This window comes from Natrinema salsiterrestre, assembly GCF_029502005.1.
Lineage (GTDB): Archaea > Halobacteriota > Halobacteria > Halobacteriales > Natrialbaceae > Natrinema > Natrinema salsiterrestre.
Window position 1 is genome coordinate 525,127 of sequence record NZ_JAMQOT010000001.1, and the last position, 14,137, is coordinate 539,263.

The 14,137-nt window shown below is 63.8% G+C and carries 18 protein-coding genes; 10 read left to right on the forward strand and 8 right to left on the reverse strand.

The features are described from left to right. Positions 1 to 98: 98 nt before the first annotated feature. The 5 genes from NDI89_RS02630 to NDI89_RS02650 all read left to right on the forward strand — a co-directional run bounded on the left by NDI89_RS02630 (position 99) and on the right by NDI89_RS02650 (position 2,695). Positions 99 to 890, forward strand: a complete 792-nt coding sequence (locus tag NDI89_RS02630) for a TrmB family transcriptional regulator (RefSeq protein ID WP_277519962.1) — start codon at positions 99 to 101, stop codon at positions 888 to 890. A gap of 65 nt (positions 891 to 955) precedes the next feature. Next, entirely contained in the window at positions 956 to 1,261 is a 306-nt protein-coding gene (locus tag NDI89_RS02635) for a HalOD1 output domain-containing protein (RefSeq protein WP_277519963.1), read from the forward strand. Between the two features lie 255 nt (positions 1,262 to 1,516). After that, a complete protein-coding gene (locus tag NDI89_RS02640) occupies positions 1,517 to 1,783 on the forward strand; it encodes a hypothetical protein (RefSeq protein ID WP_277519964.1) in 267 nt (88 codons plus the stop codon). A gap of 583 nt (positions 1,784 to 2,366) precedes the next feature. Beyond that, a complete protein-coding gene (locus NDI89_RS02645; RefSeq protein WP_277519965.1) occupies positions 2,367 to 2,558 on the forward strand; it encodes a hypothetical protein in 192 nt (63 codons plus the stop codon). Further along, positions 2,555 to 2,695, forward strand: coding sequence for a hypothetical protein (locus NDI89_RS02650; RefSeq protein WP_277519966.1), 141 nt, complete (start codon positions 2,555 to 2,557; stop codon positions 2,693 to 2,695). The genes NDI89_RS02645 and NDI89_RS02650 overlap by 4 nt, the downstream gene beginning before the upstream one ends. 53 nt (positions 2,696 to 2,748) lie before the next feature. On the opposite strand, the gene NDI89_RS02655 is transcribed toward NDI89_RS02650, so the two are convergent. Continuing rightward, positions 2,749 to 3,228 carry an RNA-binding protein gene (locus NDI89_RS02655; protein WP_277519967.1) on the reverse strand — a complete coding sequence of 160 codons (480 nt, stop codon included), beginning with the start codon at positions 3,226 to 3,228 and terminating at the stop codon, positions 2,749 to 2,751. A gap of 132 nt (positions 3,229 to 3,360) precedes the next feature. Here NDI89_RS02655 and NDI89_RS02660 point away from each other — a divergent pair, with 132 nt between their 5' ends. Next, positions 3,361 to 3,654: a DUF7562 family protein gene (locus tag NDI89_RS02660; protein ID WP_277519968.1), complete on the forward strand. Its 294-nt coding sequence runs from the start codon at positions 3,361 to 3,363 to the stop codon at positions 3,652 to 3,654. Between the two features lie 92 nt (positions 3,655 to 3,746). Here the strand turns inward: NDI89_RS02660 and NDI89_RS02665 are convergent, their stop codons facing one another. Next, positions 3,747 to 5,822, reverse strand: coding sequence for a sensor histidine kinase (locus NDI89_RS02665; RefSeq protein WP_277519969.1), 2,076 nt, complete (start codon positions 5,820 to 5,822; stop codon positions 3,747 to 3,749). A gap of 210 nt (positions 5,823 to 6,032) precedes the next feature. On the opposite strand from NDI89_RS02665, the gene NDI89_RS02670 reads away from it, so the two are divergent. Then, positions 6,033 to 7,331, forward strand: coding sequence for an RNB domain-containing ribonuclease (locus NDI89_RS02670; RefSeq protein ID WP_277519970.1), 1,299 nt, complete (start codon positions 6,033 to 6,035; stop codon positions 7,329 to 7,331). A gap of 21 nt (positions 7,332 to 7,352) precedes the next feature. Here the strand turns inward: NDI89_RS02670 and NDI89_RS02675 are convergent, their stop codons facing one another. Both NDI89_RS02675 and NDI89_RS02680 read right to left on the reverse strand, forming a co-directional pair. Next, positions 7,353 to 8,243 (reverse strand): universal stress protein, encoded by an 891-nt coding sequence (locus tag NDI89_RS02675; RefSeq protein WP_277519971.1) that lies wholly within the window; start codon positions 8,241 to 8,243, stop codon positions 7,353 to 7,355. A gap of 22 nt (positions 8,244 to 8,265) precedes the next feature. Then, entirely contained in the window at positions 8,266 to 8,544 is a 279-nt protein-coding gene (locus tag NDI89_RS02680; protein ID WP_277519972.1) for an amphi-Trp domain-containing protein, read from the reverse strand. Between the two features lie 175 nt (positions 8,545 to 8,719). Between NDI89_RS02680 and NDI89_RS02685 the strand changes: the two genes are divergently transcribed. Further along, positions 8,720 to 9,007 carry an amphi-Trp domain-containing protein gene (locus NDI89_RS02685; RefSeq protein WP_277519973.1) on the forward strand — a complete coding sequence of 96 codons (288 nt, stop codon included), beginning with the start codon at positions 8,720 to 8,722 and terminating at the stop codon, positions 9,005 to 9,007. A gap of 19 nt (positions 9,008 to 9,026) precedes the next feature. Here NDI89_RS02685 and NDI89_RS02690 read toward each other — a convergent pair whose 3' ends face one another. From NDI89_RS02690 to NDI89_RS02705, 4 genes are all read right to left on the reverse strand, one after another. Further along, positions 9,027 to 9,566: a GNAT family N-acetyltransferase gene (locus NDI89_RS02690; protein WP_277519974.1), complete on the reverse strand. Its 540-nt coding sequence runs from the start codon at positions 9,564 to 9,566 to the stop codon at positions 9,027 to 9,029. Between the two features lie 196 nt (positions 9,567 to 9,762). Next, on the reverse strand, positions 9,763 to 11,007 hold the full coding sequence (locus tag NDI89_RS02695; RefSeq protein WP_277519975.1) for a PGF-CTERM sorting domain-containing protein: 1,245 nt from the start codon (positions 11,005 to 11,007) through the stop codon (positions 9,763 to 9,765). Positions 11,008 to 11,170: 163 nt separating this feature from the next. Then, entirely contained in the window at positions 11,171 to 12,130 is a 960-nt protein-coding gene (gene kdgK1 / locus NDI89_RS02700; protein WP_277519976.1) for a bifunctional 2-dehydro-3-deoxygluconokinase/2-dehydro-3-deoxygalactonokinase, read from the reverse strand. A 667-nt stretch (positions 12,131 to 12,797) separates the two neighbouring features. Next, on the reverse strand, positions 12,798 to 13,022 hold the full coding sequence (locus NDI89_RS02705) for a hypothetical protein (protein WP_277519977.1): 225 nt from the start codon (positions 13,020 to 13,022) through the stop codon (positions 12,798 to 12,800). A 403-nt stretch (positions 13,023 to 13,425) separates the two neighbouring features. On the opposite strand from NDI89_RS02705, the gene NDI89_RS02710 reads away from it, so the two are divergent. Continuing rightward, entirely contained in the window at positions 13,426 to 13,722 is a 297-nt protein-coding gene (locus NDI89_RS02710) for a ribbon-helix-helix domain-containing protein (RefSeq protein ID WP_277519978.1), read from the forward strand. Next, on the forward strand, positions 13,712 to 13,996 hold the full coding sequence (locus tag NDI89_RS02715) for a type II toxin-antitoxin system RelE family toxin (RefSeq protein ID WP_277519979.1): 285 nt from the start codon (positions 13,712 to 13,714) through the stop codon (positions 13,994 to 13,996). Before NDI89_RS02710 ends, NDI89_RS02715 begins: the two co-directional genes overlap by 11 nt. Positions 13,997 to 14,137 lie beyond the last annotated feature (141 nt).

Sequence of the window (14,137 nt, forward strand, 5' to 3'; positions counted from 1 at the left end):
TCGCTCGGGGAGGGGGTGCTCCGGTTCGGCACCGGAGAACTGGAAGAGAGGGCTCGAAACTAGCAGGCCTTTTTGTCTCCAGCAAGCCAATCGTTACCATGGTGAGTTTCGAGGAGGAGCAGGCCGAAGCCAAAGCACTCGATCGGTTGCAAGACCTCGGGTTGTCCGCGTACGAAGCGCAAACGCTCATCAATCTCATACGGATCGGGACGGGAACCGCACAGGACGTCACGCAAATCGGCGGTGTGCCCCGGACTCGGGTGTACGAATCGGCGGAGCGACTCCACGAGTTGGGATTAATTGATATCCAGCACACGACGCCGCGAAAGTTCACCGTGATCTCCGAGGAAACGATCGTCCGACTGCTCAACATCCAGCGCGAGAACACGATTACCGAACTCGCGGAGTGTCTGGACGAGATCGGCCCCGCCCAGCCACAGCGCGAGCAGTTCGGCGTCTGGACGGTTACCGGACGGGAGGCGGTGTCGTCCCGCATCGACGAGTTCATCGCCGACGCTGACGAGCGGATCGTCTACATGACTACCGACGAATTGCTTTCCGACGAGCACCTCGACGAGCTTCGAGCTGTCACGGAGCGCGGCGTCGAGATCTACTTGGCGGGGATTTCCGAAAACGTTCAGGATCGAATCCAGGAATCGGTACCGGAAGCCGAACTATTCGAAACCCTCTGGGAGTGGGAGGAGACGCCCGCCGGAAGCCTTCTGATCACGGACGAAGAGACGGCGCTCGTGAGCGCGCTCGTGGACGATACCGCCACCACCGAAGAGATCGAGGAGACGGCGATCTGGGGGTCCGGCGAGCGAAACAGTCTCGTCGTCGTTCTCCGGGCGATCTTCACCTGGCGACTCGACGGGAACCGGCCGTCGTAAGGCGATCCAGTCATTCACCCAGAAAATCACACTAGACTTATCTCCGGAGACGCTGTGCGAAGAGTATGGGAGGGGAACGAGAGCGAGACGGGGGCGGGCGGTCCACCAACTCGCGCGAGGTGCTATTCCGGCGAACGTACGATTGGTCGGCCACGGCAGCGAGTACGGCTACAGTCACCGCCCTCGCAACCCTCGAAGCGGTCGATCCGATGGAATTCTCCGACGTTTTCGGCGCTACGCTGTACGATTTCGTCGATCCCGAAGCGCTGGACGCGCTCGTCGACGGCGAAGGGCACGTTATCCTGTCGTTCCCGATCGGCGACTATCGGGTACGGATCGACGGTGAGGAGTTGACGATCAGTCGCCAGTGAGGTCGCTACCGATCTCCTCGCGGTTACTACGCACACATCGTTTCCGTTCAGTACGGCGGAGGCACCTGTCGGTTCATATGGTAGTTTAATCCGTGTTTTCCAAGACCTCCATTTTCCCAGCTGTAACATTCCGAAGGACGTAGCAACAGATTCCGGCTCATCCCTGTATAGCGGCACAAATCCACCAACAATTCGATCACTAGTCTAACTTAGAATACAACAAGTATTATACGGGCCATATGTCTCTGAACAAGTATGAGCGGTGATGAGATAGGCAAACAGGGAGACGACCCCGTAGACAAATCGGAAGGCTTTGTGTCTTATTTGGTCACACTCCTCCAGATGTCCCTCGTTGGAGTTCTCGTTCTCACAGGCGTCGGATGGGGTGCCTATACCGTCGACCTCTGGTTAGGTACGGACTATCCGGTGACGAGATCCTTCGAGTACCTCCCATACCTGATTGGGCTTGCAGTGATTGTGTACCTTCTTGGTTATCTAAATGACCGGTGGACATCGGCATAACCCGTTCTAGCTCTGTTGGGATATTCGATAGATGATAGACATCTTAGAATCGAGTGGCTAACAAACTATAGTAGTACACCTGATGTACGATCAGCATGACTATCGAGACTCCGGAACCCGACTACGAACTCTTACGAGAAGGAGACATCTGGGTTGCAGTACACGTCGATTCCAGAATCGAATCACAAGGGGTCACACCCACGGAAGCAGTTGAAATGTCGTTTCCGGTCACCCCTATCGAGCCGCTCTTTCACCGATCGCTCTGTACGCAGCTGTGTGAACGCGCTTCGTAAACCGTCAAACGGGTTCCGTACCGTCCCCCGGTCGAACCAGAGAAATAAATCCAATACCGAAAACAATAGCTATAAGTAACAATGCAGTGACGAGTAAGTTGGAGGCCACGTCTCCGATAGGGGCGTGCGTAAACGCCCCGGGTGTTAGAGCACCCGAGACTGGCTTCCAAATCCCCCTAAGGGATTCGAAGCCATGATTCCGTACATTCTACCGGGATATAAACGTCCCGCACGACAGCCGAATCGCCAGCCGCAACCAGCTTCGACGCCGGCCTCGAGGCGCGATCCCCATGCCTGACGACGACCCGCTCGCAGACCGCCGGTCGTCGCGTCCCGACTGTCCGAACTGCGGCGAGCCGGTCAGTATCGTGACCTCGAGCAGGCTGTACAGGGGCACTGCTTACCCCTGTGGTTGCTCGGTCAATCCGGTCTTGCTCACCTGCGACCCCGCCGACCGCGGACTGGGGACGGGGGACGAATGACCGGGCCTCGAGCCGAGGGGTCCAAGCGCTGTCCCGACTGTGGCGCAGTGCTCCCGCTCCGCGATCCGCTGATCGGCTGGTGGCTCTGTGACGACTGTCTGCTCGCGGTCACCGACGACGGCGAGCGGATCGAATGAGAGGGGGTCGCGAGTAGCCGACTGCGGTCGTCACCCCGCGGTCGGTTCGAAACCTACCCGGCGAACTCGTAGAGTTCGTCGCCGACGTGGTGCAGCGAGTCGACGACCTTCCCCTCGCTGCCGACCATGTCCGCGCCGTCGACGCGAGCGCGGCCGACCGCGAGCACCTTCCCGTGGGACTCCTCCGCGATGACGACCAGGTCGTCCGGCGAGACGTCGTCGGTCGCCTCGGTGATTCCCGGACGCATGATGTCCGCGCCGTCGCTGACGAACGAGACGGCCCCCGCATCGACCGTAACGAGTCGCTTCTCGGGATCGTAGGCGTTGGCTCCGCGGACCGTCAGGAACGGTTCCTCGTCGAAGTACGCGACCTGCGGTTCGCCGTCGATGAGGACGACCTCCCAGTCCGTCTCCTCGAACTCGACGCGTTCGTAGGCGTCGCCCGCCGGCGAGACGCCGAGCTGTTCCTCGAGGGTATCCTCCAGCTCGGATACCGCGTCGCTGCGGAGATGATGGCGAGATTTGACCTGCATGTCCGGGAGAACGAGCGGTCCGGAAATAAAAGGCCCGTTCCGGCGACCGATCCCGCGAGTCGGTCGCCCTGACCGTCAGCGTCGGGAGAGGGTGTGCCAATCGCTAAGTTTCCCCACGCCGTCTGCCCGCGTATGTGGCCATCCCGGACCCGAACGGAAACGGTCACCTGTCTCGCCTGTGGCACCGAGCGCCCGCGCGACGACGCTCGGGAGTACGACAAGCACGGCGACCGCTGGGACCGCGACGACAAGACCTTCGAACACCTCTGCAAGTCCTGTCACAGCGACCTCTGTCACCACCCGCGGGGCGAACTCGAGGAACTGCTGGTTGACCTCGAGGCCGGCAGGCGGGACCGGGACGCGTTCCTCGCGGGCTATCTCTCGGCGGTCGAGGAGCGGTACGGCACGCTCGAGGAGGAGTCCTGAACGGGGCCACGCGTCTCGAGGTCTCGAGCGAACCGACCGGCGGTGTCGGCGGTAGAAGACGAGCGGGCGACCCCCGTTCGCGTTCGCCGCGACTAGCCGTCGGCGGGCGCGTTCCCGTCCAGCGGGGGCGTCACGGGCGAGTCGTCCATCGAAAATTCGAACCGGGCTCCCCCGTCAGTTCCCTCGGTGACGCGAACGCCCCAGCCGTGGCCCTCGGCGATCCGACTGACGATCGCGAGCCCGAACCCGGTTCCGCTGTCGGCCGTGGTGTGACCGTACTCGAGGACGTCCTGACGCTCGTCGGGGGGAATCCCGGGGCCGTCGTCTTCGACGAAAAATCCGTCCGCGATCGTTCCGACCCGCACGTGGACGGTCCCGCCGCCGTGCTCGACACTGTTTCGGAAGAGGTTCTCGAGCAACTGGAGTAACCGGTCCTCGTCGGCGACGATCGGCCGGTCGCCCGCGACCGTCAGCGACGCGGACCCGGTGTCGACGTGCGTCCACGCCCGGTCGACGACTCGCTCGAAGTCGACGCGATCGGTCTCGCCGATGGCCTGTCCCTCGCGGGCCAGGAGGAGCACGTCCTCGATGATCGTTTCGATGCGGTCGTGTGCGAGTTCGATGTCGTCGTGATACTCGCAGTCGACGTCTTCTCTGGCCGCCTCGAGATACCCCTGTGCGATCGTGAGCGGGTTCCGGAGGTCGTGGCTGACGACGCCCGCGAACTCCCCCAGCTGGTCGTTCTTTCGCCGGATTTCGCGCTCGCGCTTCTTGCGCCGGGTGACGTCGCGGGTGTTCAGCACGATGCCCTCGACGAACGGATCGTCGAGCAGGTTGCGGCCGACCGTCTCCACGTCTCGCCACTCGCCGTCGGCGTCCCTGATCCGGTACTCCTCCCGACCGGTCGCGGCCGGTTCCTCGAGGTCGTCGTGAAACGCCTCTCCGATTCGGGACCGGTCCTCGGGGTGGACGAACTCGCCGTAGGATCGACCCTCGAGCGCCGACGGGTCGTACCCCAGTACGTTCGCGATCGACGGGCTCTGGTACCGAATGACGTTCTCGTCGTCGATAACCGTGATGAGGTCGGACGCGTTCTCGATGAGCGCCTGGTATCGCTGCTCGACGGCGTGCTGGTCCGTCACATCCCGAAGGAGGAGCAGTCGAAACCGGTGGTCGTTCGAGAGCCGCTGGACCTGAACGTCGAACAGGCGGCGCTGGTCGTCGGTATCGACGGCGATTTCGGTGTGCGCGGGCCGCGAATCGTCGCGGATGATGGACGTGACTTCGGGAAACACCGCTCCGATATCGCGGCCGACGATCGACTCGAGGTCGCCGTCAGAGACGTGCCTTCGAACGGCGGCGTTGACGTCTCGAACGCGGTCCGTTTCGTCGATGACGAGGAACCCGTCGCGCATGTTCTCGACGACCGCAGTGCGGGCGATCGGAGCGATATCCAGGAGCTGGTGGCGGGAGATCGCGACGGCGTACACGAGTCCGGAGACGACGAACGCGACCGGGGTGAAATCGAGGTTCCCTACCGGTCCCAGCCGGAGGAACCAGACGACGTTCGCCGCCAGCGGAACGAAGATGCCGAGCAACACCGCGCCGGCCTGCGCCCTGTAGACGCGGTTCGACCGGTAGATCGTTCTGAGCAGAAACCCGGCGCTGAGCGCGAGGAGGCCGTATAGATACAGGATGTGAACGTACCCCATGACCCCGAACGTCCGATCGATCATGACGAGATCCGAAACGACGACCGTGTCGACGCGCTGGGTGTACAGGTTCCCATACTGCGTCGTGAACAGGACGAAGGCGACGACCGGTTCGACGGCGAGCAAGAGGAGGGTTCGTCGAGACAGCAATCCCTCGTTGCCGGAGTAGGCGACGGCGAACGAGAAACACGAGAGCGACACTAGCACGGCCCCGACGAACGACACCGCCAGCCACGACAGTTTGGTCGGGACGCCCGCGCTCAGCAACTGCATGGCGTACGCACCGGACCAGAGCGCACAGCCGACGTTCAGGCCGACGAACGCACGGACGGTCGGTTCGTCCGTGCCCCCCGTCCACGCGACGGCGGTATAGACGGCCAGCCCACCCGCGAGGAGCATCGACAGGAAGAGCAGACCGACGTACGGGAGGATTTCGGGAGTGTACTGCCAGGTCATGTCAGGGTGAGAGTCATCTGGATATTCCGACCCGAGCGTATACTGATTTCGGCCATCAACACGCCCGAAACCGGCTTGCGTTTCGCAATACGAAACCGACATATAAGTCACACGGTCCGGCCGTCCGGCCGGAACCCGGTCGCCAGCGCCTCGAGCCGATTCGATTCGCATCCCGACACGACTTTCACCCTCACGTCCGTAGCCATCGCCATGAGTGACGACGCACAGGCCGACGCCGGTACGATAGACGGCCAAGGCCCAGTCGAAGTCTCGGAGGAACTCGCGCGCCATCTCGAGAACAAGCGCGAGGAGCTGTTCGAGAAGTTCGAACTCCGCGACGAGTTTCCGCCGGAGGTCCTCGAGGAGGCCGAAGCCCGAACGGAGGGCGTGACGGAAGAGATTCAGGACGAAATCGACGAGCGAAAGGATCTGCGCGATCTGACGACGTGGACGACCGACCCGGTCGACGCGCAGGACTTCGACGACGCGATCTCGATCGAGGAGCGCGACGACGAGTACGTCCTCTGGGTCCACATCGCCGACGTGACCCACTACGTCAACCCCGACACGGCGATGTGGGACGAGGCCGTCGAGCGCGGAAACACAGTCTATCTTCCCGGCTACACGGTCCACATGCTGCCGCCGGTGCTGGCCGAGACGGTCTGTTCACTGGTTCCCAACGAGGACCGACTGGCCCACACCGTCGAGATGCACCTCGACAAGGAGAACCTCTCCTACGAGAACATCGAGATCTACAAGTCGGTCATCGAGTCCGACGAGCGGCTCACCTACACGCAGGCCGAAAACCGCCTCGAGGACTCCGACGCGCCCCTCCACGAGGAGAACGCGCTGGTCTACGACCTCGCCGAGCAGATGCACGAACAGCGCAAGGAGGACGGCTCCCTCGTCCTGAACCCGACCCGCGATCGGGCCCACACCATCATCGAGGAGTGCATGCTGAAGGCCAACAAGGCCGTCACGCACGTCCTGATGTGGGACCGCGGCGTCGAGGCCATGTACCGGGTCCACCCCCAGCCCAGCCCGGACGAGTGGTCCGAAGCCCTCCGGGAGATCCAGGACCTCGACGGGGTCTCGATCCCCGGCAGCACCTGGGACGACCCGCGGAAGGCCGTCAACGCGACGCTCGAGGAGGCCCCGGGCCGCCAGCTGGACAAGATCCAGTGGGCGGTGATGAAGGTGATGCCCCGGGCGCGGTACATGAACGACCCGTTCGGCGGCCACCACGCGCTGAACTTCGAGATCTACGGCCACTTCACGAGCCCCATCCGCCGGCTCTCGGACCTGATCAACCACTGGATCGTCTACCAGAACGACGTCCCGGAGAACCTCATCGAGCTCTGTGACCGGGCCAGCGACAAGCAGAAAGACGCCGAGCAGTGCGAGCGCGAGTACAAGACCTTCCTCCAGGAGGTCGGCCTCGATCCGGACGCGGTCAACAACCGCGGCATCGAAGTCGTCGACGAGAGCGAGGCCGACAAGACGCTGTAGCGGTCTCGTCGATGGGCCGCTCTATCTCCGGTCTTCCGCTTCCGATTGCGATTCTCGGACTGTCAGTACGGGAATCGGCGACGTCCGAACGAGCTGTTCGGTGACGCTCCCGAGGAGGTATCGATCGAAGCCGGTCCGGCCGTGCGTGCCGACGACGACGAGGTCGATATCGTGTCCGTCGATATACGCGCAGATCGCGTCGTGGATCGACGGGCCGGCTTCGATCGTCTCGGAAACCGGGTCGACGCCGGCGTCTCCCGCGAACGACGCTGCGCCCTCGAGGATGGTCCTGGCACTCTCCTCGAGCGTCGTCAGCTGGATATCGCTCCGGACGTCGACGCCGAGACTCGTCGTGGTGATAACGGACAGGAGGTGGAGCGCCGCGTCCTCCGCATCTGCGATCTCGACCCCGACCGTGAGCGCCTCGCGTGCACAGTCGCTCCCGTCGGTCGGCACCAGCACATCGCGATACGGATAGGTGACCGACTCGCCGTCCGGCGTGAGTGTCAACACGGGGACGTCCGCCCGTCGAACGACGCGCTCGGTCGTACTGCCGAGCAGGAACCGCTCGAGACCTCGGCGGCCGTGGGTCGGCATAACGACGAGATCGATGGCGCGCGAGTCCGCGTAGTCGATAATCGTACTGTAGGGGGTCCCCTGACGGACTTCGGAGACCGCGTTCACGTTCCGTTCCCGGGCGCGGTCGACGGCATCGCCGACGATTCGGTCGCCCTCCCGCTCGAGTACGTCGACGACGTCGCCTCGCATCCGGACGACGCTGTCTCTCGTCGTGTCTGCGACGTTGAGGACGTGCACTGTCGAATCGTGAGCGGCAGCGATGTCGAGGACGTGGTCGAACGCGACCGATGCGCCCTCGCTGCCGTCAGTGGGAAAGAGGATCTGGGTGTACATGGCGGAGCTCTTGACCCTCCACTTACTCCTGAACGTCTAACGTCCCTTCCTCGGCAGTCTTCGCCTCTCGCCACCAGACGAGTTCGAACTCGATGCTCTGCTTTGCTTCCGTGTCCCCCTCGGACCAGTCGGATTCGCCCTCGAGTTTGAACGTGACCGGCTCGGTCGGGTCGAGTCGCACTCGCGTTCCGCCGAGTTCCAGCGTCAGATCACCGTCGCTGTCCAACTGGTCGGCCATCTCGCGGAGATCGGTAGCGATCTCCGCCCGAGACCGCTGTTCTTCGGTTTCGAGTTCGCCCATGCGGACTGCTATTCCGACGGGGACCATAAATTCGGAGGGCTGTAGGGACACTGAACGTTCTCGCGGTCCGTCTCGGTTCCCCTACTGACTATCGGAGTGGCTCATCAGATACGGGACTGATACAGTTCCTGCGGAGAACGCACTTATGCGTGCAGACAGTGTACTGGAGCTCTGTATGCCCGAAGAAGTCCTGTTCGAATCGGAGAGCGGCCAGACTCGAGAAGAAATAGCCTCGTATCTCCGCAGCGTCGCTGAGACGCTCGAGCGAGGCGACCCGGTCACGCTGAAATCGGGTTCCGAGTCCGTGACGATGGATCCGCCGGATCGCCCGACGTTCGAGGTCAAAGCCGAACGCGAGGGACCGGCAGACGGGTCCGGCGAGTTGAGCGTCGCGTTCGAACTCGAATGGGACGAGAACGGCAGTGAGGGAGAGGGAGAGAGCGACCGGTTGGAAATCGAGTGATCCGTCCGCAGGTGCTCGACTACCGTTCGGAAAGCGACGTCTCGTAAACGTGCTCCTCGAAGCCCGGGCCCAGATCGGACGATCGCGTCCCGACGCGGTCGAACCCGCGCGATTCGTAGAACGAGATTCCGATATCGTTGGCGGCGAGGACGGCCAGTCGGAGCCGCTCGAACCCCGCCGAGAGCTCGGCTTCGAGGGCCTCGAGCAGCGCAGTGCCGATCCCGTCGTTCCAGCTGTCGGGCTCGACGTAGAGGCGGGCGAGGAACGCCACGGACGAATCTTCGGGCCAGGGGACTGCGTGAGCGAAGCCGTAATAGTCCGTCTCGTCCCCGGACTCGGGCATCGGCGGGTTCGTCGCGACGAGAAACGCGGCGTCGTCGCGCCCGTTCGTATCCGTGATCGACGACTCGAGATCGCCGAACGCGTACCAGTCGTCGACCACCTCGTCGACCCGCTCGGATCCGAGGACGTCGTCGTAGGCGGCGTGCCAGCTCTCGCGGGCGATTTCGTGGATGCCCCAGACGTCGTCGACCGTCGCTCGTCGGACGACTCGAGTCACGTGGAACGGTATCACAGCGGCCGGTAAAAAGCGATGCCCGACCGCTATCGATCCGTTACGTTCGGTTCGCGATGAAGCCGGCGCTGTGATCCGTCGTATCGGTGACTGGTGTCTACTCGGGATCTCGTCAGCGGCGCGAAACGAAGATCGGTCAGCGTGCCGTTCGACAGGGGTCGAGAGAGCGGGACAGGGTGCCTTACTGGCGGACGCGAGCGGCGACACCGCTCAGCAGGGCGATCAGCGCTGCACCGGCACCGAAGCCGGGGATGCTGTCGCCGCTACTGTCGCCCCCGTCGGTGCTCTCGTTGGTGCTGTCTCCGCCGTCGTCGGTGCTATCTCCACCGTCGTCCGTACTATCTCCACCGTCGTCGGTGCTGCCGCCATCGTCGTCGCTGTCCTGAATCGACAGCTGTCGCTCCGAGAAGTGGTTGACCGCCACGAGCACGTCGGCGCTCGCCGACGCGTCGCTCGACTGGGTCACCATGTATCGGGACTGATCGCTCCCGATCGCGCCCTCGAGGTCGCTGCGCGAGGACGCCTGCGCGGCGGCCTCGCCGTCGACGGTCACCGAGAGGTCGTCGGCGCTCTCGACGCCGTCGATCGCGGCCTCGGAGACGCTCGTGATGACGACCGTGCCCTCGCTCTGGGAGCGTTCGACGGTCATTTCGAGTCGATCCCGACTCTCGTTGGACGTCTCGACCGCGATGTCCTGACCGTAGGTCGCGACGTCGGCGACGCGTTCGCCGTCGCGTTCCTCGGCGTAGACCTCGGCGGTCGCCGTGCCGTTGGCGATCATCCGTTCCTGCGCTTTCGCGTTCTCGTCGCGTTCGCCGTCCGCGTAGGAGCGGAAGACCAGCTTCGAGTCGCTTTTCAGGTCCGCCGTCACGTCGTCGTTCTCGTTGACGGCCACCTCGCCGTCGCCGACCACGACGAACGCACCGGTGCGCTCGCCGCTGTCGACGACGACGCGGTCGTCGCTTTCCGCCTCGGCCGTCGCGTCGGCTCCGAGTTCGGCTTCGACGTACTGCGCCTCGTCGCCGGCGTCGACGGTCAGGATCCCGCGCTCGCTATCGTGGGCCGCCATCGAGGCGGACCCCTCGGTCGCGATCTCGGCGCGCGTGCTGGACTGTGCGGCGATATCGAGGCCGACTCCGGAGAGGTTCGCCACGGCGTCGATCCCGATGTCCGCACCGATACTGGTTCGACTCTCGTGGTCGCTCTGCGAGGCGACGCTCACGTTCTCGAAGACCGTCTCACCGTCGACGCGATACTCGGTGACCGCGTTGCTCGAGGTGTCGAATTCGACGTGCGTGCCCGCGTAGGCACTACTCTCGCTCTGTTGGGAGGGCGATGCTGCGCTCGCACCCGCGCCGACGGCGGCGGCCGGGAGGGCCGCCGTCGCGACGAGGACGGCGAGTGCAACGGCTGTGATTCGATTCATTTGCACTCGTCCGGTGACAGTGGCACGTAAAGGTCCTTCTGGCAGATCCGTCCAATCGTCCCGGGAATCGGTCACCGGAACCAGGAGCTGTCCCCGTATCGTCGTGCCCTGAATGACTGTAGATTTCCGCTCGAGAAACGCTCCTCTGCGTCGGACCGACGAACTACCGCGAGATATCCTCGCCCTGGTCTTTGACGACTTCCTCGACTTCGTCGGCGGTCACGAGTGCGACGTCGCCGGGGATCGTCCGCTTGAGCGACGCCGTCGCCGCGGCGTACTCGAGGGCGGTCGGCACGTCGTCGCCGTCGAGCCGGCGGGCGATGAACGCGCCGGTGAAGGCGTCGCCGGTGCCGATCGGGTCGAGCGTGTCGGTCTCGTAGGCGTCGTGGTCGTGGACGACGCTGTCGTGCCAGCCGACCGCGCCCTCTGAGCCGCGGGTGACGACGACCGTCGTGAAGTCGTACTGGGAGCCGAGCTTGTGCGCGAGCTGTCGCGGGTCGCCCTCGAACCCGAGGACGGTCCGCGCGTCGCGGGCGGCGATCACGAGCACGTCGATTCCGGGGAACAGCTTCGTGAGGGTCTCCCGGGCCTCGTCGGGCGACCAGAGCTTGCGCCGATAGTTGAAGTCGAAGGCGGTCGTCGTCCCCCCCTTCCGGGCCGCTTTGAGCAGGTTGAGCGTCGTGTCTCTGAGCGTCGAGGAGAGCGCGGGCGTGATCCCGGTCGTGAAGAAGACCTTCGCGTCCTGAATGCGGTCGATGTCGAACTCCCGGGCCTCCGCCGTCGCGATGGCCGTGTTCTCCCGGTCGTAGATAACGTTCGTCCCGCGGGGCTTGCCCGCGTGCTCGAGGTAGTAGGTCCCCTGCCGGCCGCGGTGGCTCCAGACGACGTCGGCGTCGATACCGTGGCCGCGAAGCTCGCCGACGACGCGCCGTCCGAGCGCGGTCTCTGGGACCTTCGAGAGCCACGTCGCGGAAGCGCCCAGCCGATTCGCGGCGATCGCGACGTTGCTCTCCGCGCCGGCGGCGCGCACCTCGAACTCGTCTGCGTTCTCGAGGCGCTCGTGATTCGGCGGCGACAGCCGCAGCATCGTCTCGCCGAACGTGACGATGTCGCTTTCGCTCACGGCTCGACCCCCCGGATCGATCGACAGCGAACGGCAGTCTCTCCGTCGGTCATACGCGGCACAACGGTCGGCAATACTATAAGTTGTGGCGGTCGACGACGCGCAGGTGCGCTCGATCGACCCCGCCTGCGGCGGTCGATTCGGTCACGGAATCGGGTTCAAATCCGTGGCGATCGCACGAGCGAGGGGAAACAGTGTGTGCGGTAGTACTCCCGATTGGGATCCAACCTGCGGTGGCGCGCGCTGGGCCGCGGTTCGCTATCAGCGAACCGCGGCACAAAGTCGTGCGAGGTCTTCGTGAGCTTGTGAACGAAGGCGTGGAAGACGCGAAGCGTCTTCCTGTGGATGAACGAGCGAACGTAGTGGGCGAGTGAATCGGTTGGGGAGGGCGTGGCTCTCCGTGTTGCCAGTGTGAGGGAATCGCGTTCCTGATCTGGTCGGTTCATCTCGAGCCCTCGCTGGCCGTTCGCCAGTATCGACCCCCTCGAGTCGCGTTTGCGGACCGAACGGTCGAATAGCGCACTGCCGACGGAGCGGTCGTCGCGGGGCTCGAAGCCTCCCCCCAGTGGCCTCGAGCCTCGCGATTCCGACGATCGCTGTCGACCGTCCGGCTTGCCGCCGCGACTCGAGGACGAGACGCGAGGGAACCCGATCCCTTGAGGCCGCGTCAGTGTCGCGGCGTCCGATCGATGGTGCCCGGCAGCACCGAGCAGCCACAGGGTTCGGCGGTGCCGCTGCGCGGGCCGGTGACGGTCACGTTCGTGACGGACTCGCCGCAGACCGGGCAGTTGGGGAGCGAGAGCACCCACGGCTCGGGCGCCTCGCCCGTCTCGGCGGGCTCGGACCGGTCGGCTCCGCTCGAGTCACCGCCCCCATCACCGTCGTCACTCATTGGGTCCTCCACGTGGCTCGTGGGCGCAGGCTCGAGCCGGAGCCGTCGCTAGTCGTCGGTGTTGATTCCACCGTCGTGCGGGACGTTTATATCCCGGTAGGATGTACGCGGTCATGGCTTTCGAATCCCGTGGTCGGGATTGGAAGCCAGTCTCGGGTGTCCTTAGCACCCGGGGCGTTTCGGGCACGCCCCCTCCGCTCGCGCGTTTGGAGCCGGCTTCCATTCTGCTTGTCACTACGTTAGTACTTATAACTACTGCTATTTTCAAGGGAAGAAACGGGTAGCGTGGGCTCGAATCACGCCGGACTGAAACTATCCGGCTCGGAAATTACTGTGTACGGCGGTCTACGGCGATGTGGTTATAGGGAAAGCTTATTCATATACGTGCGTAAAGCGTTCGTATATGTCCGACGCAGATACCGGAGCCGGTGACAACGGCCCGGAGATGGTTCAGATCAACCTTCGGCTGAGCAAAGCCTTTCTCGAGGACATCGACACAACGTGGAAGGAACAGGGGTTCAATTCCCGAAGCGAGTTCCTTCGGTACGCGGCCCGCGACGCGGTGACCCATCCCGAATTCTCTCGAGAGGGATGGAAGCAGATCGCGGCGAGCGAACACGAATTGCGGTCCGGGAGCGCGGAGTTGGTCTCTCGCGAAGACGTCGTCGAAATGATGGGCGGAGACGAGGATGACGAGTGACGAGGAATGGACGTGGAAGTTCACGCCGCGCGCCGCCGACCAGTTCGATGGACTCGAGCCACATACCCAAGATCGAATCGTTACGAAGCTCGATGAGGTCGTCAGTTCGGACTGGCGAGAGCCGGACGACTTCCTCGAGCCGTTGACTGGCGGACCGTTTTCCAAATGCCGTGTCGGACAGTATCGCCTCGCTTGCGTCCTCGATCACGATGTATCGATCCTCGAGATTCACCGGATCGAACATCGGAGCGGGGCGTACACTGCCGATGATTAGGACTCGAGTTCAGAATACTGTCTCTCGCAGACCGAATGCGGCAGGTCTCCGCTCGCTCGATGGAGTAGACCACCACGTCGGCACGGTGTGACTCGACGGTCACGGTGACGTGAATGAGCACGGCGTGCGCGACGAATACCG